The sequence below is a fragment of the Brevibacillus laterosporus DSM 25 genome, assembly GCF_002706795.1.
In the GTDB taxonomy this organism is placed as follows: domain Bacteria; phylum Bacillota; class Bacilli; order Brevibacillales; family Brevibacillaceae; genus Brevibacillus_B; species Brevibacillus_B laterosporus.
The window spans coordinates 2,785,389-2,805,571 of record NZ_CP017705.1; the positions used below are offsets into that span (position 1 = coordinate 2,785,389).

Genomic DNA, 20,183 nt, shown 5'->3' on the forward strand with positions numbered 1-20,183 from the left:
GTGTTGATATGCAAACTATCCACATCGCCAAGCGGGAGATACAAATTGGATTTCGCAATCCGTGGGCGTATTCATTTTTGGCCCTATTCTCGCTATTTAGCCTAGCTCTTTTGTTGATACAAGCTCAAGCTTACATGGAGGGTTATACCCATACGACAGGAGCTATGCTTAATTTAATCTTGTATTTATTACCACTGATGACGTTGCTACTCGGCTCCTTTTCTATTACTTCGGAAAAGGAAGAGGGAAGCTGGCAGTTACTTTCCACGTATCCGCTCTCTACATCCGCGTTTCTTGGTGGAAAATATCTGGGGCTAGCTGCCGTTTTAATTGCGATTATCAGTTTTGGATACGGCTTATCTGGATTGGTAGGAGCTTTGTTTGGCAAAGGATTTACGCTCTCGCTGTTACTCTTTTTCTTCCTTTTTTCTATCTTATTAATCTTGTTGTTTTTAGGAATCGCAGTATGGATCGGAACCTTCTGCCAGAATCGTTGGCAAGCTTTAACGGTTGGTGTTAGCATTTGGTTTTTGTTTATTTTAGCCTGGCCTACTCTATTAATTTCCGTCCTAGGCTGGTTACCTTATCAAGCGATTAATCCTGCGGTACAAATTTTAACCATATTAAATCCAGCCGAGTTAGTTCGTATTTTTATGGTCATCAAAATGGGTGGCGGTTCTATTTTTGGTCCAGAGTATTATCAATGGGTAGATTGGTTAAAGACCAGTATGGGTACGACTTTGTTCGCTGTTTTTTGCTTACTTTGGGTGGTATTGATGATGGCGGGATCTATTTTGGCCTGGGAAAGAAGGCGATACCGTGGGTAGCAGATCTGAAGCAGTAGATAAAGTGGTAGATACGTACGATTCAAATTCTCGTGCATTGATTAAGGAACGTTTGCTTATTAAGGGTATTAGTAAACGGATCAAACAGCAAACATTAGTTGAGCCATTTGAGCTTTCGATGGATGCAGGTGAGATCGTGGCTCTATGTGGCGGCAATGGAGCAGGCAAGAGCACGGTTTTACGTATGATCGTTGGTATTACGCAACCTTCTGAAGGTGACATTACAGTAAATGGTATGAGCTGGAAGGAAAACCGCACTGAGTATTCTAACCAGATCGGCTATATGCCCGATCAGTTCAACTTTGGCAATGGACTGACAGCACGGGAGACTTTACAATTCTATGCTTCCCTGCGTAAAATTAATGTGACACGAACCGAAGAAGTGCTCGAATTGGTAGGGCTTACGGATGTACAAGACAAACGTGTCAGTACATTTTCAAAAGGTATGCAGCAGCGCTTGTTATTTGCGCAGGCCATTTTAGCGAAACCAGCCTTGGTAGTACTAGACGAACCTACCAACGGACTTGATCCTTATTGGATGGAAGAGTTTGTGCAATTAGTTCAACAAATTAAGCGTGAAGGAAGTAGCGTTATTTTTTCAACACATCAGCTTAATATTGCCGAACTGGCGTGTGATCGGGCTATCTTTTTACAAAAAGGACGCATTATACAGCAAGGAAGTGTAGAGCACTTTCAACAAAAATATGGAACTCTCGGTTTACAGGGAGCGTTCGCAGAAATCTTTCCATTTGGACAACGTGTAGGGCAGGATAAAAAACCAAGATAGTCACACTTTTCCGGCGAAAGAGTACTGAAGGGATGAAAGGGTTGAAAGTGATGGGACATCCTGAAAAGAGGAAAAGAAGCCTACTTTCCCTCTTCATTCTCAGCCTATGCGTATTAACGCTAGTTGGGTGTGGAGCAAGAGGGCCTAAACCAGATATAACAGCAGAATTTAGTAGTGAGCCAGCACCACCTAAGGTAGGAGAGCAAACGATTTTAACTGCTAAATTGGGTGGGCTAGAGAATTATGATGAAGTGTACGTGGATATTGAATTAAAATTGGAGGGGCAACGTACTCGTGAGCTAGTTAAAGCCAAGCAGGGTGAGAGGGCTGTATATGCGGCAAAGCAAAAATTCTCTAAACCTGGCACGTACGATGTTACTGTCCATGTGTATACACCACAACTGCACGAAACGGTAATGAAGAAGATTACAGTGGAATAAGAAGGCAGTGTAGGAAGGAAATCAAGAATAGATATATAGGGAGAGGGGAAGGCGATTGAGCCCTCCCTTTTTTATCAACCGTGCCGTAAAACCCCTTGCTTTAGCTATGGGGATATAAGGCAATTTGCTCTGCATCCTCAAAAGAGGGTGCTAAGAGCAAACAAAAAAAGAGTACTTCAGGCTGTCGAGAAACCCCCTCTACGAATTCCGCTGATTGGGTAGAAAAAATTTGGCCTTCCAGAATCGTTTCTAAGGAGCTTTTCGATGGTGAGGAGCCATATTTGTACCCCATAAAAACAGATGAAAAGCCCTCTTTTTTGCGACAGGGGGCTTTTTCAACACTCTGAGTACTTTTTTTTCGCTAATTTACGTTAGATATGCTAAATATATCTAACAGCATGTGGTATAATTAGCCATAGGTGATGGCTTTGAGTAGATCAGTGGAAAGTAACCACAATATCGTATTTGATTGTAAATACCACGTTGTCTTTTGTCCAAAGTATCGCAAAAAGGTTTTGATTGAACCAGTAGATGTTCGATTAAAGGAATTGTTTCTTGAAAAAGCACAGGAATTGCGTGCTGAAGTGGTTGAGATGGAAATCATGCCCGATCACGTTCATTTGCTCATCACATGCGATCCTCGATTCGGAATCCATCGAATAATGAAACATTTGAAGGGCTATACATCCAGAGTTTTGCGGATGGAATTTAGACATCTCAAAAGTAGACTCCCCTCACTTTGGACAAACTCCTACTTTGTTGCCACAGTTGGGACTGTTCAACTGGATGTGATTAAAAAATACATTGAGTCTCAAAAAGAAAGGAGTGATTGAGCATGCACAGAGCTTACAAATTTCGTTTGTATCCAAACAGAGAACAAGCGACACTCATCAACAAAACTATCGGATGCACTCGCTTTGTATTCAATCACTTTCTTGCGAAGCGAAAGGATGCTTACGAACAAGAACAGAAAACACTCAACTACAACGATTGCTCTGCCCTGCTCACACAACTCAAAAAAGAGATAGAGTGGCTGAAAGAAGTAGATTCCACTGCCCTGCAATCCACTTTGAAAGATTTGGATTCTTCGTACAAAAAGTTTTACAAGGAAAAGAAAGGATATCCTAAATTCAAGAGCAAGAAGAATCCAAAGCAATCCTACACATGCAAGATGAACATCAAAGTGGAAGGGGATCGCATTAAACTACCTAAACTTGGATGGGTTATATTTGCGAAGTCAAGAGAAGTCGAAGGACGCATTCTCTCGGCTACCGTTAGAAAAAATCCTTCAGGCACATACTTTGTATCTGTTTTGTGCGAAACAGAGATTCAACCCCTATTACAAGCAGAAAAGACTGTTGGAGTTGATCTTGGCATCAAAGACTTTGCCATTCTTTCGACAGGTGAGAAAATAGCCAATCCCAAGGTTCTTCGCTACTACGAAAAGAAGCTTGCTACTTGGCAACAGAAACTGTCCAGACGTAAAAAAGGTGGTCAGAACCGAGAAAAATCACGAAAACAAGTAGCTCGTCTACATGAAAGAATATCGAACACACGAAACGATTTTCTACATAAACTGTCAACTCAACTGATTCGTGAAAATCAAACGATCTGCTTGGAAGACTTACGTGTGGAAAACATGATCAAGAACCACAAGCTTGCGAAAAGCATTGCAGATGCGTCATGGTCGGCATTCAGAACCATGCTGGAATACAAAGCAGCTTGGTATGGAAGAACAATTTCCGTTGTGGGGAAACAATTTCCGTCTTCGCAGTTGTGTTCTGGTTGTGGATACCAAAATAAAGAGGTAAAGAATCTCAATTTGCGTAATTGGACATGCCCGAACTGCGGCGTACAACATGATCGTGACAAAAACGCTGCCATCAATATTGAGCAAGAAGGACTTCGATTGTTGGCATAACCAACTGAACTGTGGGACACACAGGGATAGCTTGGTAAATTTCACTCCGTTAGGAGTGACTACCCAAGAATCCCCTGCGTTTAGGTATGGGGAGTGTCAATTGATTCGATACTAAAGGTTCGAAACTAATAGGTTTTAACAGTTGGAGCCTGATAAGATTCAAACTGATCAAGTAAAGCTTTCGCATCTGAATCTACGATGCTCATAGAACGGTATTTTTCATGTAAGAATTGCTCTGTTACCATGTGATCAAATAGAGCAAGTAGAGGATCATAGTAGTGATTAATATTGAGAAGACCTATGGGTTTTTGATGGATCCCGATTTGGGCCCATGTAAATATCTCGAAAAATTCCTCTAACGTACCAGGACCTCCGGGTAACGCAATAAATCCATCTGCTAAATCTGCCATTTTGGCTTTTCTTTCATGCATGGAATCTACGATTAAAAGCTCCGTTACATGCTGATGAGAGATTTCCCGATCTATCAGCAATTGGGGCATGACACCGATTACCTTACCGCCCTCTTCTAAAACTGTGTCAGCTACTGTGCCCATAATCCCAACGCTTGCCCCACCGTAAACTAACGTAATGTCTCGTCTGGCTAATTCTTTTCCTAATTGGACAGCCCCTTCTTTATAAGCAGATGACGCTCCATTACTTGAACCACAATAAACAGCTAAACGTTTCAATGCAAGTACCTCCATTCAGTTTGTACCAATTACGTAGGGTTGTATTGTCATGTAACATTATATAGAATTTTTTGAGAAACGTAAGCAATAGTTTAGGTAAGGAGGGTACTAGATTGAACAACGTAGAATTTCAGAAATGGGTCAAGGAGTATTATGAAGAAAGAGGATGGTCAGAACTAGATATCTTTATTCGCATAGGTTTTCTTGCAGAAGAAATGGGTGAGGTAGCAAGAGCAATCAGAGCTTTAGAAATTGGTAGAGATCGACCTGATGAAAAGGTAGGAACATTGATAGAAAGAAAACAAGAGTTAAAAGAAGAGCTAGGCGATGTGCTAGGTAACATCATCGTCATTGCGAATAAGTATGATATTTCCTTAGAGGATATTTTTCAGTCTCATCGAGAAAAATTGCAAAAACGCTATGCGCAGGATGAGAAATCATAAGCTTGTTTCCCTCTACATATAACTAGGTTTGCTAGCTCCTACGTGCTGGTAAAGCCTAGTTTTTTTAAATCCACCTTCAAGATATCTATTCTGCCTTTTATCTGAAGAGTAGTCTTTCTTGTTAGGAAAGTAAATTCTGTTACATGTAGTGATTTAATTCACATTAAATCTACTAGATGTCTACTATAATACAACTAGATTGATAATGATTATCGTTTCGGATCGTAATTCAGCTTCATAGGAAACACAGCTTTAAGGACGAGGTGATAGGTAATGGTACTAGCAGATATTAAAGCGGGGACTTCTGCACAAATCGTAGATATTACTCAAGTGAGTGCTCTAGTGAGGCGTCGCTTAGTCGATTTGGACATTATGGAAGGAACGATTGTACGTATAAAAAAAATCCTGCCGTTTGGCGGACCATATACATTGGAAGCAGGAGGTCAAATTATCGGGATTAGACGAAATGAAGCCAAACAGATAAAGGTCGTGTGTGAATGATTACGATTGCTCTTGCAGGTAACCCGAATACTGGGAAAACCACATTATTTAACATCTTGACTGGTTCATATGAATACGTGGGAAACTGGCCAGGTGTAACTGTTGAGAAAAAGGTAGGATTGCTCCGTAATAAAGAAGGTCGCCTGATCGATTTACCGGGAATCTATTCATTAAATCCTCTGTCCAAGGACGAGGGTGTGGCGACTCAATATTTAGTAGATCAGCACCCAGATGTACTCTTAAATATTGTAGATGCCTCACAATTAGAGCGGAATCTGTATTTAACCTTACAGCTATTAGAATATGGGACACCAATGGTTATTGGACTAAATATGACTGATGTTGCAAAAGCAAGAGGCTTTATCATTGATGAGACAAAGCTAGCTGAGAAGCTACAGTGTTCTGTCTTGCCAATTGTTGCCCGTACAGGAGCTGGATGCCAGCAACTAGCTGATAGCTTTAAGCAAGTAGGACAACAGCCCAATCGGCCATTCTATATAAATTATGGAGAAGTTCTTGAGGAAACGATCACTACACTTGTGGAGTTATTGCCAACAAGCATGGAACCATTACCTCCCAAGCGCTGGTTAGCTCTTCAGTTTTTAGAAGGCAACCAATTAGTATATGAATTATTGACAAAATATGTTTCAAAAGCCGAATTAGAAAAACTCTACAAGCAAGCGGAATCCAACATAAAAAAGAGTGAGGGTTACCAAAATCGGACACTTCAGCAATATATACGCAAGGTACGTAGTAACATCATTCAAGAAATTATCTCTTGCTGTAGAGAACAGGTCAGGCTGGTCGAGAAAACCTGGACAGATCGAATTGACTACTTTTTAACACATAAATTTTTAGGATTGCCTATTTTTTTATTGTTTATGTATCTCACCTTTAAATTAACATTTGAATGGATTGGGGCACCGATTTCGGATGCCTTTAATGATTTCTTAGGTGGGCCATTTACGGATTGGCTACGAGCTTCTTTGGAAGGAGCCGGAGTTTCCGGATTTTTGCAAGCCGCTCTATTGGATGGTGTTATTGCCGGAGTAGGAGGCGTGCTTGTTTTTGTTCCACAGATTTTTGTGCTATTTTTTCTCATCTCACTTATCGAGGATTCAGGTTATATGGCACGGGTTGCCATGGTCATGGACAAAGTTATGGAGATGATCGGGTTAAATGGAAAAGCCTTTATTCCAATGATTATCGGTTTTGGCTGTAACGTACCGGGAGTCATGGCGGCACGTTCAATTGAACAGCCAAAGGAACGACTCTTAACCATTTTGTTAACGCCCCTTATGTCATGTTCAGCTCGCTTGCCAATCTATAGCCTGTTTGTTGGAACGTTCTTTGCAGATAATCAAGCGATTATTGTATTGTCTATCTATGTATTAGGAATTGTCTTATCGCTCTTATTAGCAAAATTATTTTCTTCTACTGTATTAAAGCAGGAGGGTTCTATGTTTCTCATTGAGCTACCTCCTTATCGGATACCACAAGGCCGTACGCTATTGCGTAGCACGTGGGAAAAAGGAAAGGGGTTCATCCGTAAAGCGGGAACCTTCATTTTTGGAGGTTCGATTGTCATTTGGTTCTTGAGCTATGCTGGACCAGCAGGGCTTGATGTAGAGCTCAATGATAGCTTCCTTGCTATTATTGGTGGGGTATTAGCGCCGTTGATGATACCGCTTGGCTTTGGAACGTGGCAAGCTGGGGCTGCCCTCATTACAGGCTTCTTAGCAAAAGAAGTAGTGGTATCTACGATGAATATTATTTATGCAGCACCAGATGATGATACATTACAGGCAGTCATTCAAATACAGTACTCTGGTTTAAGCGCTTATAGCTTTATGGTCTTTGTTCTCTTGTATGTTCCATGCTTGGCAACAGTAGCTGTTATTAAGAAAGAAACAGGCTCTACTAGATGGACATGGTTCTCTGTGTTTTATGGACTGTGTATTGCATACGTAGTATCGTTCATTGTCTATCAGGGGGGGACATGGCTAGGATTTAGGTAGTATAGTAGCCACAGAAGGGGTGGAAATGATGCTTAACATGGTACTTAATTTTGTTATTGGGACGTTTATTTTTGGTTATGCAGCATGGACCTTGTGGCGATATGTTCAGAAGAGTAAAAAGGGGAAATGTGCTGGATGTAGCGAGGAGAAAAAATGCTCATCAGCATGCTGTGTGCCTGATTCAACTGAACAGAAGCATGTTCAAAGATAAGAAAAAAATCCATCGATATATAGGAAAAAGCTGGAAACTCGTAAAAAGAGTCCAGCTTTTTGTTATTTTTATTATTCTACTTATTAGAAAAATATTTCACTAGTTACTATATTTTGCCGATATTTGTAAAGAGGATACAAAAAAGGGGGGGAAAGGGCGTTGGTTCAGGTACATATGGATTTTAGTCTGGAGGGGAGAGTGCTGGCGGAGGATATTTATAACGCATATGGTGTGCTTCTTTTATCAAAAGGCACAGTGCTAACCTCCAAAGAAATCGCTAAATTAAAAGGAAACGGCTTTCAATCGGTTAACGTAAAAGAGATTCCCCATAATCAAGAAGATGATCGTTACCTACGCAAGCAATTCCAGCAGATTTCTGCTAATAAGCACTTGGTTGAAACTTATATGGATGCCACACAAACCTTAAAGAACTTATATACCTCAGTTACACACCAGTACATGCCGCCCATCAATGAATTTGAGCAATTATATGAAACATTGCGTGATCAAGTAATAAGCCAAAGGGATTTATTTCGCTCGTTGTATTTACTGGAAGGGTCAGAAAATTACACATATCGACATTCCATTAATGTCGGCATTTTATCGGCTATTATTTCTAATTTAATGGGCATGCCCCAAGAACAAGTACAAATGATGGGGGTTGCCGGTTTATTACATGATATTGGTAAAATGCTGGTTCCCGCAGAAATCGTAATGAAGCCAGATCGACTGACAGAGGAAGAGTTTGAAATCATGAAGTTACATACGGTTCACGGATATGACCTTTTCAAGAAATCAGAAGAGTTTCCTGAAGTTTTTGCTCAGATTGCTTTACTTCACCATGAGCGTATGGATGGTAGTGGATATCCTGAGAAACGTAGGGGTGATGAAATACCATTATCCTGTCAGATCGTAGCGGTCGCTGATATGTTTGATGCGATTTGTTCTGATCGAATTTATAAAGAACGTACATCACCGTTTGAAGCAGCCCAATTATTATGGAACGATGCATGTGAAGGAAAACTAAATCCAAGAATTGTCTCCAGCTTCATGCAGTCGATTATTTCAATGTATATCGGAAGTCGTGCTTTGCTTAGTAATGGTGACGAAGTAGAAATTGTCCTCATTTATGCAGACGAGCCTATGCGACCATTAGTGCGAAAAGGAACAGAATATTTAGATTTGAGAAACAGACGAGATCTACATTTACAAAAAATGATTTTGTAAGTGTAAAACTTCTATATTATCGGAAAATCCTAAACCTAACTAAGACCCGTCTGCTTCTTCAGGAGTCGGGTTTTTTGCTGGAGGCAATAGAGGCTCATACATCATCAACGCATGATTGCTAACGACAAAAAGATCGTCAATAAGTGTAAGTTGCATTTCCTCAACATAGCCTCGTCTCTTTGTTGGTTTTTTCAATAATCTCCAGTAAGAAAAAGTCTCTTCAGGTTGAATAATGATGCCATCTAAAGATTGGACGGCCAAACGTAGGTTATGAATTTTATTGTGTTGAAGCCACATATCGACGTTCCCATTCAAGACATCGTCTGAAACGGTAATAGGCTGTGCCAAGCCAAATACGTAAACTGCTCCGAACTTTAGGACGTAAGAAAGGGTTTTGTTGCATACAGTCATCTTCCATTAGAAGTAATTACAGGTGAATTATACAAAAAATGATGAAAGAAGAGGAGACTCTGTGGCAACTGCCCAAAATAATAGCAACATTGCCATTGCTTTCATATATTTTACCAAGGGAAACACTGTTGTCGGTACCTAAAAAAACTGGTTTATTCCAAAAAAGGAGTGTTCTTAATGTTAGCGGAACGTTATGAAAGATTTGCGATTATTGTCTTAATGATCATGTGCTGCTTCGTCGGGCTGTAACTAGCAGAAACGACTGAAATATGATGTCAAAATCAGTCGTTTGTTACTAGTTTTTAATTGAATATATCAGCAAAATAATACGTTTTACCCAAGTTTTACAGCAATCGACTTATTTTTTCACACTGGATGAAACTATTTGTTAAAAAAAGAGTCTCATTTATCATAGAAGTTTATTTATATATTTCGCAATTATTTCGTAGGAAGGAATTTATAAATTATGCGCAAAGGTATACTTTTTCTCACGTGTCTGATTATGCTGATGTTCGTCTCAGATCGAAATTCCTATGCGAATCCACCAAGTATCAGGCTAGGCGATGATGTATTAATAACGAAGTATCATCATCTCATTGATGGGAAAAGGATCGGGTTGATTACCAACCAAACAGGAATTAATAGTCAGGGACAAAGCATCATAGATGTTCTGGCCAAATACCATAATGCCACCTTGGCGGCTTTATATGGACCAGAGCATGGAATAGATGGGCAGGCTCGGGCTGATGCCTATGTGGAATCTTATATACATAAAGATTGGAATATTCCTGTCTACAGTTTATATGGTAAAACTAGAAAGCCAACCGCCAATATGTTAAAAAATGTTGATGTCCTGGTGTTTGACTTGCAAGACATAGGAGCGAGAAGCTACACATCTATATCCACTTTGCATGATGTGATGGAAGCGGCTCGGGAAAATAAAAAACCACTAATTGTTCTGGATCGTCCTAATCCATTAGGAGGAAAAATTGTGGATGGTCCAGTACTGAAGACTCCTTACCTAAGTATCGTTGGTGTGGACGAGCTACCAATGGCACACGGAATGACGATAGGAGAACTGGCACAATTTTTTAATAGAAAAATTGGTGTCCATCTTACCATTATCCCTATGGATTACTACGCAAGAGGAATGATTTTTCAGGATACGGGTCTTAAGTGGGTGAAAAGCTCTCCACAGGTTCCTAGCCTAGCCTCTGTCTTTGGCTATCTAGCAACGGGGCTTGGAGAGGGAGTAGGATTGCAGCATAGTGATAACTTTAAATGGGTAGGCGCAGAAGGTATTCATGCCGATCAGCTGGCTAAGATGCTAAACGATGCAGATTTACCGGGGGTTGTGTTTGTTCCTGAGACGAAAGGGGTTGCTGGTGGTGTTCGTTTGCAAATTATCGATTACCATTCTTTTAATCCGGCACGCACAGGGATGTATGTCTTGGCATATGCAAACCAACTAACTTCATCTGTTATGAAAAAGCAAGATAAATCGCCAGATACGGATCAATTTGACAAGGTAATAGGAAGTACTGATCTTCGAAAAGCGTTAGCCCGCAAGGCATCTCCGGAAGAACTCGAAGCATTGTATGCACCAGTAGTCAATTCCTTTAAAATGGAACGCTTGCCTTATTTAATTTACGAAGATATTGGCAAGGAATATATGGGAGCAATTGTGGATTCAGGAAAAAGGGTGACGGTAGAACCAAAGCCAGATACAACGAAACCGGAATCAAAACCGGAATCAAAACCAGAGTCAAAACCAGAAACAAGTACAACGAAACCGGTGACAAAACCGACCACGAAACCTGATGTAACAACACCAGTACCAGGCACAGAATCAAAACCAGATATAAAGACACCAGAACAAAAACCAGACACGACAACAACGAAACCGGTATCTGCTCAAAAGGTAGCACATCTTACCTTTGACGATGGTCCGTCAAATGTTACTGTCCAAATTCTGGATGTTTTGAAGCAACACAATATTAAGGCGACATTCTTTGTTTTAGGACGCAATGTTAAAGGGAATGAAGCGATTTTGCAGAGAATGATAGCGGAAGGACATACCATTGGTAACCATACGTATTCCCATGACTACAATAAAATTTATAAAAATCCGCAGGCATTCTTTACTGATTTAAAGCAAGCTGAAGTAGAAATTCAAAAAATTACAGGTGAAAAACCAAGCATGATTCGTTTCCCTGGTGGTAGTAATAATGGTGTTAGTAAGAAAGCGCAAGACACCACTATCTATGGAGCCAACAAATGGGTTATGAATGATATTGTGAAAGAAGCTAAAAATCAGGGGTATTCCTATTTTGATTGGAATGTTAGTTCAGGTGATGCCAGATCGAATAGCTATTCCCCTCAGGAAGTCATCAGAAATGTGAAGAACGGCAGTGCAAACAAACATGAGGTTGTTATCCTTATGCATGATACCAAGGCAAAAGAGAGTACATTGAAAGCCTTGCCACAGGTAATTGCAGATTTGCAGAAGTTAGGATTTACGTTCGAGTCTTTGCAGCCAACAAGTAAGACAGTACAATTCTTAAAATAAGAAAAAATCCTAAAAACCCCAGGATGGATGATGAAACATCCCTGGGGTTTTTCCATCTGAAAAGGAGGAAAAACGACTGAAACGTGAACATGAATTTATTTTATAACGGAAAAATGTGGTTATCTAACAAGTTATACTCATACTTACTGGCTTGATTACCGAAATAAGAAATAGGGATATTATTTTCGGGGAATAGGGAGTGTCTTGATGGATAAGTCTTCTGTAATAGGAATTATTCTTGGGTTTGTGGCTGTCTTTGTTGGGATGGTCTTAAAGGGAGCCAGTATTAGTGCTCTAGTTAACCCGGCTGCTTTTCTAATAATTATTGCTGGAACGGTTGCTACTATTTTTGTAGGCTTCCCTATGGTAGAGATAAAAAGGATTCCCAAAATCATGAAGGTCCTTTTTACCAATCAGAAGGAGCCTGATAAGCGTGAACTGATAAGCCAATTCATGACGTGGGCAGGTATTGCCAGACGTGAAGGATTGCTAGCTTTGGAAAATACAGCAGATGAGATTCAGGACCCGTTTTTACGCAATGGCATGAAGATGATTATTGATGGTGGAGAGCCTGAATTTGTACGAGATGTACTTGATGAAGAAATCAGTGCTATGGAAGAGCGTCATCATAGCGGTGCGCTTATCTTTACCCAAGCAGGTACATATGCTCCAACTCTAGGGGTTCTAGGTGCGGTTATTGGTTTGATCGCGGCCTTGGGAAATCTTGCTGACGTAGAGGCATTGGGACACTCTATCGCGGCTGCCTTTGTGGCAACATTGCTAGGTATTTTCACAGGTTACGTTATTTGGCATCCCTTTGCTAACAAATTAAAACGTAAATCACAACGAGAAGTTGAAGTAAGACGAATCATGATTGAAGGATTACTATCCATTCAGGCGGGGGTTTCTCCGACTGCTATCGAGCAAAAACTACTGGTATACATCCCAGTTGTTGAACGCCAAGCAGTGAAAGAGGGATCTAGCGAGGAGGGAGTCGGCATTAATGGCTAAACGCAAAAAGAAGCATGAAGAGCATATTGATGAAACATGGCTCATTCCTTATTCGGATTTGCTAACCTTGCTATTAGCCCTCTTTATCGTACTGTTCGCGGCTAGCTCCGTAGATGCCAAGAAATTTAGCCAAATGGCTGCATCGTTTAATGTAGCTCTAAATGGTGGAGCCAGTGTACTAGATTTCCCTTCACCGGTTGAGCCAATCGATTCAGAAGAGCAATCCCTCATGAAGCCTGGAGGAAATGAGCAGATTGTTGACAAGAATCAGTATGAACAACAAATGAAATATCTGCAGGAAACCGAGAAGCTTGACCAACTAAAAAAACAGTTGGATGGTTACTTGGAATCGAATAATCTTACAGGCAAATTGCATACAAAAGTCACCGACGAGGGATTATTGATCACAATTATGGACAATGCTCTTTTTGCATCAGGCAGTGCAAAGGTGAAAGAGGAAGCAAGGAATTTGGCGTTTGAGATTTCTAAGCTGTTGGAGCCAGATGGAAGACGAGTAACAGTATCTGGTCATACGGATACTGTACCGATCAGAAACAGTCAATTCTCATCCAACTGGGAGCTCAGTTCTCAGCGTGCTTTGAATTTTATGACCATCCTATTGGAAAACAAGAAGCTAGACCCACGTAAGTTTAGCGCACGTGCTTATGGTGAATTCCAACCAGTAGCTTCCAATCAGACGAATGATGGTCGCGCAACGAACCGTCGTGTTGAAGTGGCGATTCTGCGTAATTTTGAGAAGGACAAAAGCAGTGAAATAAAAAAATAAGCTCATGTAAGAAATAAATATGAGTGCATCAAACAAAAAAGACCGCTATGAAACGGTCTTTTTTGTTTGGTAACATTAAAATACAAATGCGGATGGGTGAAAAGCTCACTTCCCTAAACCTTTTTGAATAACCTTTTATGCAATTTTATGAATACGGATAGCAATCTTCTGCTATTCTATAAAACATGAAGAGTTTATCAATCAACGATGTAATGAAAATGGTCCAACTGATAGGGGAGGAGTTATGAACAGTATTTGGTGGTTGCTACTCATTCTATTCATAATTGGGATGGTTCATCATCTCTATCAGATACGCCATGATAAGAAGAGTACATTTGCAAAAGAAGCCTTGTTTCTATTTTATTTAATAAGCTCGTTGCAACTATTGATCTTTCTTCTATTTGCTGTGTTGCACTAGAGAGAAAGACCGGAGTAAATGAGATAGGCGGCGGCCAACCAGATAAGGATAGCTGCCATTTTATTAATGACATGCATGATTCGACCAGTGTTATCTACTTTGCCTACTATCTTACCTGCCCACGCTAGAGATAAGAACCAAATCCACGAAATAAGAATACATGCCACCGTGAAGGCCACTTTCTCATTACCAGTATAGGCTGTTGAACTGGTTCCAATTACACCAATGGTATCCATAATGGCATGCGGATTTAAAAGTGAGACAGATGCTGCGAACATGACCTGCTTTCGCCAAGTAAACGAAGCATGGGTTGTCACGTTCGCCGCGTTGGTCGTTGATCTCCAAGTCATATACCCCAAGTATAGCAAGAAGCAAGCTCCCACTACTACTAATGCCGTTTTTAACCATACAATTTTCCACAATAGCATGGATACTCCAAGAACTGCAAGTAAGGTCAGAACCGTATCGCAAATACTGGCTGTAATAATCGAAGGTAGGGCTCGGGTAAACTGCTTATGAGCGGCCCCTTGATTAAAAATAAAAATGTTTTGTACGCCTAAGGGCAAGATTAATCCAAATGCTAGCACCATACCATGTAGCCAAGCGAGTGCCATAGTTATCACCTCTTTTTTTCTTTATTTGTATCTTACCTAGAGGAATTTCTAATGTCTGCATCCAATTGGTTGGTTAGTAACCCAACCAAGTTTAGATTTTACTTGAACGCAGGGAGGAACTATGTGAAGAAAAAAAGGAAGCCAAGCATGTTAATAGGCTTGGGAGAGTGGAGACCAAAACGTGACGATCCGGTCCCTCTTTATCGTCAAATTGCTTCTTATATACGTGAAAAAATTAGTGCTGGTGAATGGCCGATCGGTTATAAAATTCCGCCGGAGCGTACGCTAGCTCTTGCCTTTGAAGTGAATCGTAGTACTGTGGTTGCTGCGGTTCAGGAATTGACCGCGGAGGGCTTAATCCAAGGCAAAAGCGGAAGTGGCACTATGGTCGTACAGCAGCCAGATCCGTTCACTACACTTCATTGGCCGAGCTATGTGAATGCTGGCATGTTTCATCCTAATCTTCCTACCATTCAGGAGATTAATCGATTAGAATTCGTACCCAACATGATACGTCTAGGAACGGGAGAGCCATCTAGTGATCTATATCCTCATGCCAAAATGAAACAGGTACTAGCCCAGGTTGCTGAAAAAATCCCTTCTCTTGGCTATGAAGAATCCAAAGGACTGTACAAGCTCCGTAGGGAGGTAAGTAGGCATTTGGCTAAAAAGGGGATAGATGTATCTCCCTCATGTATTTTGATCGTCTCAGGGGCTTTACAGGGGCTACAGTTAATTTCTTTAGGCCTGATGCATCCTGGAGCAACCATGCTGATGGAAAAACCCTCGTACTTATATTCATTAAACCTACTTCCCTCTACGGGTATCCGGATGAAGGGGCTTGAGCTTAATGCGGAAGGAATATCCCAGCGAGCTTTACTAGCAGGTATCCAGCAACAGACGGCTCACATGTTGTATACCATTCCTACTTTTCAAAACCCAACAGGTAAGGTAATGAGCGAGAGTGGTAGAAAACAATTGTTGGAGCTGTGTCAGAAAGAGCGCATTGCTTTAATAGAAGACGATGTTTATTCGGAGTTGTGGTTGGAGGAAGAGCCACCTTTACCGATTAAAGCGCTAGATCAAAAAGGGACCGTACTGTATGTAGGCAGTATGTCTAAAACGATTAGCCCTGGTCTGCGCATTGGATGGCTGGTGGCACCAGAAACAGTGATAGATCGTCTGGCTGATTTAAAGATGCAGACGGATTATGGAGCTAGCTCTCTCTCCCAATGGACTGTGTATGAGTGGTTGGCAAGCGGATTGTACGAACAGCATTTACTTTATGTTAGAGAGCAACTGCGAGCGAGAAGGGATTTTATGCTGGCCTTGCTCGAACAATATTTTAGAGATCTGGCTACTTGGTCTATTCCAGTAGGGGGTTTTTACGTTTGGCTCAGATTTTCAAATGACAAGATATCCTTGCGCTCCTTGTTTAAAAAAGCCCAACAGCAATCCATCATCTTAAACCCAGGCAATCTATATGATCCACTGGATGATACTCATTTACGGCTCTCTTACTCGTATGCCAGTTACGAACAAATGGAATTCGGCATGAAGCAGCTGGCACAAATAGTCAGGAACTTGGTGGAATGTCCATGAGGATGTTGCGACAATTGCAAAAAACAGCTATAGTGTTTACTGATACACTGGGCTTTCGTCTGTAGAAAGGAACATGTAGAATGTCAAATGATCTACGCATCTGTGATGAGTGCAAAGGATACAACGCCGAAGAATTCGCGGAACGATTAAAAGAGATGGTTCCGGATGCGAAGGTAGAAATCGGCTGTCAAAATATGTGCGGTCATTGCTTAAAGCGGGCTTTTATTTATGCAAATGGACGTTGGTTTATTGGGAATAATGAAGAAGAACTAGTCAAAAAAATGCAACCGCACATTAAAAAGAAACAATAGACCGATTGCTTTACTCGGTCATTCTCCAAACAAAAAGACAAAATCTCTGCTTGCGAACAAGCGGTGATTTTGTCTTTTTTACTGTCGATTTAGGCTGCTTTCATTACCTGTCTTAATTCCAATAACATTTGATCGGAATAGAAGTAAAAAGCAGCTAGCAGTCCAGCCAACACTAGATAAGCAAGTAGCACTTTCCAACGTGTAGCAGCGTTTGTTTCATAGTAACCAGCATGGCGCTCCAGTTCTGTATTCATATCAGCCAGCTTCGTTTCAGCAGTGGAGATCGTTTGTCGCAAAATTCCCTGCTCAGACTGATAGGTATCCTGCTCTGTCGAGTGAATGTGATCCTCAGAGCTTGGGGTATGTTGAGGAGAGACTTGGGCCTCTGTGGTCGATGCGGTAGTATCAGCATATTGATTCCATGCATTCCGATATTGCTCTTGCTCATGAGCAACCAATAACTCCCAGCGTTTTAGGATGAATTCGCGATCAAGTAGGAGTTTTTTGTAAGCAAGTTTTTTCTCCTCCTGAAACAAAGGAAAAGTAAAGGGTTTTTTTGGTTGAGCTTGTTGAGCTTGCATGTATACACGTTGCAGATCATATCTTTCCTGCGATGTGGGAGGTTGATTGATCCAACGCGAAATTTCCTGATGGAGCTGCTCCCATTTATCACGTTCATATTGGAGCTGTTTATGTCTGTAATCGCTGGTAAGATGAGACCACCAAGAAAACATACCAAAGATGAAAATAAGCACGATCATAGGGCTTGGCGAAATGAATAGAAAGGCACCTAAAGCAAGTAAACCTAAAAACCAAATGTTAGGGGATAAAACCCCTACGATACGGCCTCCATCAAGTGGGGAAACCGGAAGTAAATTAAATAGATTAATAATCGCCCCCAAATGAATTACTAGTGCCCAGAATGGGTCTTCTGTATAGATGTATAGTGGGATAGCAGGTAAAAAGGAGAGTAACCCAGCGAATGGACCACCATATGCTAGAAACGCTTCTGTTTTTGCATCGCGCGGCATTTCTTTTAAATTAATAAAAGCTCCAACAAAAGGAATAAACATTGGCAAACCAGTATTAATTCCCTTGATTCGCGCGGCAATTACATGTCCTAGTTCATGAATAAAAATCAAATAAATAAGAGCTACTCCAAATTTCCACCCAAAGACAAGAGCATAAAAATAAAGAGCAAATCCCATGCTGATAATGGTTCCTGTGAATTTAAATCCTTTCAAAAAGAGAAAAATAAACTTAAACTTTGTCAGTAAAAATAGCCCAATCGCTACTAAAATGGAGCGATTTGCATTTTTGGATTTGGCGGACATGATTTTAATTCCTCCTGGAAATACGTGGTTTCTTTACTAATACGATTTAACACGTCGAATGGTTTCCTAAGGTTGCAAACCCGGATTTGTGAACATAAAACCGTATTCTCCTAGCTGTTCATCATACGATAAAGTACCGCCATCAAAATACCAGAAATCACTAGGACGAATCACAAAGCGCAAACCAGCTACTTCATAGAGAGCATCATCGGATTGAAATTGATCCTTTTCTACAGCATAAAACAAACCTCCAGTACCTGGTCCCGAGGTTCTCACATACAAACGAATGGTTTCACCGGGGATAAACCCAGCATATTTTTGATACGCCTTAGAAAATTCAGGCGTTATTATTAATTGAAGTAGCATTGGTATCGTTCCTTTCTGTCATTCCGGTTGCTTTTATTATTGTAGCATAAAAAACCAGCATCTTTCCTTTGTTGGAGGAGATGCTGGCATTTATCTAATCGGTGTGATAGCTTACGTCTTTATCCAAATGGGTAAACATGCCTTTTTTCTTACGAAGCCGTTGTTTTTCCAACAGCTCACGATTTTCGCTGGTATTCCAGCCTATGTCATTGGTCGGATGTACCCATTCAGGCCCTGCCATAATAGCAGGGTCCACGTCACGAGACCAATTGTTCATAGGGGAATCGGCAGAATCATAGGCGCTGTCGCCAATAGTAATTCCGTATTGATTAACAAAGGGAGCCTGCATGCTAATGCGAGCCTGCTTAAAATCAGGTGCATTGATTTGATGTGGCATCGTTTGATCAATAGCAAGTGGATTCCTATCAGCTGGAGGCTTGCTTTTCATAGATAACCTCCCTTTTATGACCACGTAATGTGTGCGAGAACTAAGGGTTAGCGATTTTCTTTTAGGCGTTCTTGAGGCTCGGCGTTAATAGACCCATCAGAGCGTACCGCTTCGGATTGTGATTTTGGGCCTCGTGTGTCTGCGGTTTTTCCAAAGTCTTTAGATTTGTTACGCACCATATGAATCCCTCCAATGATTTTCTCGCTTGTAGTATGACCTAAAGTGGTACAATAAATGAGAGATATAGTTGGAAAGGTTGGTATTTACTATGGCAAAAAAACGTGGGAATCGCACACAAAATCATACGAAGCCAGCACAAGACGATTTGGCTTCGGATAAATCTGGAAATAGCTTAAAGGAGCTTTTGGGCGAAAATGCTTTAAGTAAGTTAAAGCAAATGGAAAAGGAATTGAAGGAAGGAAAAGAAAGACAAGCACGTGAAGAAGCGGAACAACGCCGCAAAGAATTAGAAGAGCGAGAGAAAAATAAAAGCTTTGGTGAGCTTTTAGAGGATTACGAGAAAAAAGGAGGTAGCAAGTACTCTTGAAACCAGAAGACCGACGACCGGACACCTCTAAAAATGGGATGATGAAAAAAAACCCCCTAAAGGTGCGGGAAGAATCGATACGTGAGCGAGGACGCTCTATTGTGGATAGACTAAATGCTCGAAAAATACGAGAAGAAGACAACAATAAATAGTACTTATTTTCGTAAAGAAAAAAGCCCGCATATTCGCGGGCATTTTCATTTATATTAGCCAAAAATGATATGGCTTGGTTTTTGTGTTGGTGCTTCTTGTGTCGTTACTGGAAGTACATTTGGATAGAACTTTTTAATGGCAGCATCATCAGATGCTGGAGCTACTTCTAGTGTTGGCATCATTGCTGGAAAGAACTTTTGAATGGTATCTGCTGCTGGCTGGTCGGCTTGAGGTGCTACAGGTAACATAGCCGGGAAAAACTTACTGAAGCTTGAATCTGTTGCGTTGCTTTGTTGCTGAGTAGTGGGCATCATTGCTGGAAAATACTTTTCGATAGATTTGTCCACTGCTGGATCAGCTACAGTCTGAGCTGGGTTAGCAGGTACTTGGAACAAATAATTTGCTTCTGCAGCAAATGCAGAGCTTACCATCAGTAAAGATCCTACGGCAGCTACTCCTAGAGTCAACATAGCTTTTTTCATGTTAGTCCCTCTTTTCAATTCTCTCTTTTTAGTTTGACTGGTCAGTAT

The 20,183-nt window shown here is 40.9% G+C and carries 23 protein-coding genes and 1 pseudogene; 17 read left to right on the plus strand and 7 right to left on the minus strand.

The window, feature by feature from the left end:
- The first annotated feature begins 8 nt into the window (after positions 1–8).
- The 5 genes from BrL25_RS13420 to tnpB all read left to right on the plus strand — a co-directional run bounded on the left by BrL25_RS13420 (position 9) and on the right by tnpB (position 3,993).
- Entirely contained in the window at positions 9–827 is an 819-nt protein-coding gene (locus BrL25_RS13420; RefSeq protein ID WP_018674394.1) for an ABC transporter permease, read from the plus strand.
- Entirely contained in the window at positions 820–1,632 is an 813-nt protein-coding gene (locus BrL25_RS13425) for an ABC transporter ATP-binding protein (RefSeq protein WP_018674393.1), read from the plus strand. The genes BrL25_RS13420 and BrL25_RS13425 overlap by 8 nt, the downstream gene beginning before the upstream one ends.
- Before the next feature lie 32 nt (positions 1,633–1,664).
- A complete protein-coding gene (locus tag BrL25_RS13430; protein ID WP_018674392.1) occupies positions 1,665–2,072 on the plus strand; it encodes a hypothetical protein in 408 nt (135 codons plus the stop codon).
- Between the two features lie 422 nt (positions 2,073–2,494).
- Entirely contained in the window at positions 2,495–2,905 is a 411-nt protein-coding gene (gene tnpA, locus BrL25_RS13440; protein WP_157775861.1) for an IS200/IS605 family transposase, read from the plus strand.
- Positions 2,906–2,907: 2 nt separating this feature from the next.
- Positions 2,908–3,993, plus strand: coding sequence for an IS200/IS605 family element RNA-guided endonuclease TnpB (tnpB, locus tag BrL25_RS13445; RefSeq protein WP_099327255.1), 1,086 nt, complete (start codon positions 2,908–2,910; stop codon positions 3,991–3,993).
- 125 nt (positions 3,994–4,118) lie between these two features.
- Here the strand turns inward: tnpB and BrL25_RS13450 are convergent, their stop codons facing one another.
- Positions 4,119–4,682 carry an LOG family protein gene (locus tag BrL25_RS13450; protein ID WP_018674373.1) on the minus strand — a complete coding sequence of 188 codons (564 nt, stop codon included), beginning with the start codon at positions 4,680–4,682 and terminating at the stop codon, positions 4,119–4,121.
- Positions 4,683–4,795: 113 nt separating this feature from the next.
- On the opposite strand from BrL25_RS13450, the gene BrL25_RS13455 reads away from it, so the two are divergent.
- The 5 genes from BrL25_RS13455 to BrL25_RS13475 all read left to right on the plus strand — a co-directional run bounded on the left by BrL25_RS13455 (position 4,796) and on the right by BrL25_RS13475 (position 9,082).
- Entirely contained in the window at positions 4,796–5,125 is a 330-nt protein-coding gene (locus BrL25_RS13455; protein ID WP_018674372.1) for a MazG nucleotide pyrophosphohydrolase domain-containing protein, read from the plus strand.
- Between the two features lie 273 nt (positions 5,126–5,398).
- Positions 5,399–5,626 carry a FeoA family protein gene (locus BrL25_RS13460; protein ID WP_018674371.1) on the plus strand — a complete coding sequence of 76 codons (228 nt, stop codon included), beginning with the start codon at positions 5,399–5,401 and terminating at the stop codon, positions 5,624–5,626.
- The gene (gene feoB, locus BrL25_RS13465) at positions 5,623–7,644 is read left to right on the plus strand and encodes a ferrous iron transport protein B (RefSeq protein ID WP_018674370.1); all 2,022 of its coding nucleotides are present in this window, start codon (positions 5,623–5,625) and stop codon (positions 7,642–7,644) included. Before BrL25_RS13460 ends, feoB begins: the two co-directional genes overlap by 4 nt.
- A gap of 37 nt (positions 7,645–7,681) precedes the next feature.
- Positions 7,682–7,855, plus strand: coding sequence for a FeoB-associated Cys-rich membrane protein (locus tag BrL25_RS13470; RefSeq protein ID WP_081621669.1), 174 nt, complete (start codon positions 7,682–7,684; stop codon positions 7,853–7,855).
- A 159-nt stretch (positions 7,856–8,014) separates the two neighbouring features.
- Positions 8,015–9,082, plus strand: a complete 1,068-nt coding sequence (locus tag BrL25_RS13475) for an HD-GYP domain-containing protein (protein ID WP_018674368.1) — start codon at positions 8,015–8,017, stop codon at positions 9,080–9,082.
- A gap of 147 nt (positions 9,083–9,229) precedes the next feature.
- On the opposite strand, the pseudogene BrL25_RS13480 reads toward BrL25_RS13475, so the two are convergent.
- Positions 9,230–9,485: pseudogene (locus BrL25_RS13480) on the minus strand (VanW family protein); the annotation flags it as partial.
- Between the two features lie 474 nt (positions 9,486–9,959).
- Between BrL25_RS13480 and BrL25_RS13485 the strand changes: the two are divergent.
- The 4 genes from BrL25_RS13485 to BrL25_RS24805 all read left to right on the plus strand — a co-directional run bounded on the left by BrL25_RS13485 (position 9,960) and on the right by BrL25_RS24805 (position 14,278).
- On the plus strand, positions 9,960–12,062 hold the full coding sequence (locus BrL25_RS13485) for an exo-beta-N-acetylmuramidase NamZ domain-containing protein (protein ID WP_018674367.1): 2,103 nt from the start codon (positions 9,960–9,962) through the stop codon (positions 12,060–12,062).
- 207 nt (positions 12,063–12,269) lie between these two features.
- Complete coding sequence (motA, locus tag BrL25_RS13490) at positions 12,270–13,073, plus strand: flagellar motor stator protein MotA (RefSeq protein WP_018674366.1); 804 nt, start codon at positions 12,270–12,272, stop codon at positions 13,071–13,073.
- Positions 13,066–13,860 carry a flagellar motor protein MotB gene (gene motB / locus BrL25_RS13495; RefSeq protein ID WP_018674365.1) on the plus strand — a complete coding sequence of 265 codons (795 nt, stop codon included), beginning with the start codon at positions 13,066–13,068 and terminating at the stop codon, positions 13,858–13,860. The genes motA and motB overlap by 8 nt, the downstream gene beginning before the upstream one ends.
- Before the next feature lie 244 nt (positions 13,861–14,104).
- Positions 14,105–14,278, plus strand: coding sequence for a hypothetical protein (locus BrL25_RS24805; protein WP_018674364.1), 174 nt, complete (start codon positions 14,105–14,107; stop codon positions 14,276–14,278).
- Here the strand turns inward: BrL25_RS24805 and BrL25_RS13500 are convergent.
- A complete protein-coding gene (locus tag BrL25_RS13500; RefSeq protein WP_018674363.1) occupies positions 14,275–14,892 on the minus strand; it encodes a LysE/ArgO family amino acid transporter in 618 nt (205 codons plus the stop codon). The two genes, BrL25_RS24805 and BrL25_RS13500, sit on opposite strands and share 4 nt — an antisense overlap.
- Positions 14,893–15,015: 123 nt before the next feature.
- On the opposite strand from BrL25_RS13500, the gene pdxR reads away from it, so the two are divergent.
- The gene (gene pdxR, locus BrL25_RS13505) at positions 15,016–16,494 is read left to right on the plus strand and encodes a MocR-like pyridoxine biosynthesis transcription factor PdxR (protein WP_018674362.1); all 1,479 of its coding nucleotides are present in this window, start codon (positions 15,016–15,018) and stop codon (positions 16,492–16,494) included.
- Positions 16,495–16,574: 80 nt separating this feature from the next.
- Positions 16,575–16,805 carry a DUF1450 domain-containing protein gene (locus BrL25_RS13510; protein ID WP_018674361.1) on the plus strand — a complete coding sequence of 77 codons (231 nt, stop codon included), beginning with the start codon at positions 16,575–16,577 and terminating at the stop codon, positions 16,803–16,805.
- An 89-nt stretch (positions 16,806–16,894) separates the two neighbouring features.
- On the opposite strand, the gene BrL25_RS13515 is transcribed toward BrL25_RS13510, so the two are convergent.
- The 3 genes from BrL25_RS13515 to BrL25_RS13525 all read right to left on the minus strand — a co-directional run bounded on the left by BrL25_RS13515 (position 16,895) and on the right by BrL25_RS13525 (position 18,953).
- Complete coding sequence (locus tag BrL25_RS13515) at positions 16,895–18,139, minus strand: site-2 protease family protein (RefSeq protein ID WP_018674360.1); 1,245 nt, start codon at positions 18,137–18,139, stop codon at positions 16,895–16,897.
- A gap of 66 nt (positions 18,140–18,205) precedes the next feature.
- On the minus strand, positions 18,206–18,505 hold the full coding sequence (locus tag BrL25_RS13520; RefSeq protein ID WP_018674359.1) for an iron-sulfur cluster biosynthesis family protein: 300 nt from the start codon (positions 18,503–18,505) through the stop codon (positions 18,206–18,208).
- Positions 18,506–18,599: 94 nt separating this feature from the next.
- Entirely contained in the window at positions 18,600–18,953 is a 354-nt protein-coding gene (locus BrL25_RS13525; protein ID WP_018674358.1) for a DUF3905 domain-containing protein, read from the minus strand.
- A gap of 268 nt (positions 18,954–19,221) precedes the next feature.
- Between BrL25_RS13525 and BrL25_RS13535 the strand changes: the two genes are divergently transcribed.
- Positions 19,222–19,500: a YqkE family protein gene (locus BrL25_RS13535; protein WP_018674356.1), complete on the plus strand. Its 279-nt coding sequence runs from the start codon at positions 19,222–19,224 to the stop codon at positions 19,498–19,500.
- 206 nt (positions 19,501–19,706) lie between these two features.
- Here BrL25_RS13535 and BrL25_RS13540 read toward each other — a convergent pair whose 3' ends face one another.
- The gene (locus BrL25_RS13540) at positions 19,707–20,135 is read right to left on the minus strand and encodes a hypothetical protein (protein ID WP_018674354.1); all 429 of its coding nucleotides are present in this window, start codon (positions 20,133–20,135) and stop codon (positions 19,707–19,709) included.
- Positions 20,136–20,183 lie beyond the last annotated feature (48 nt).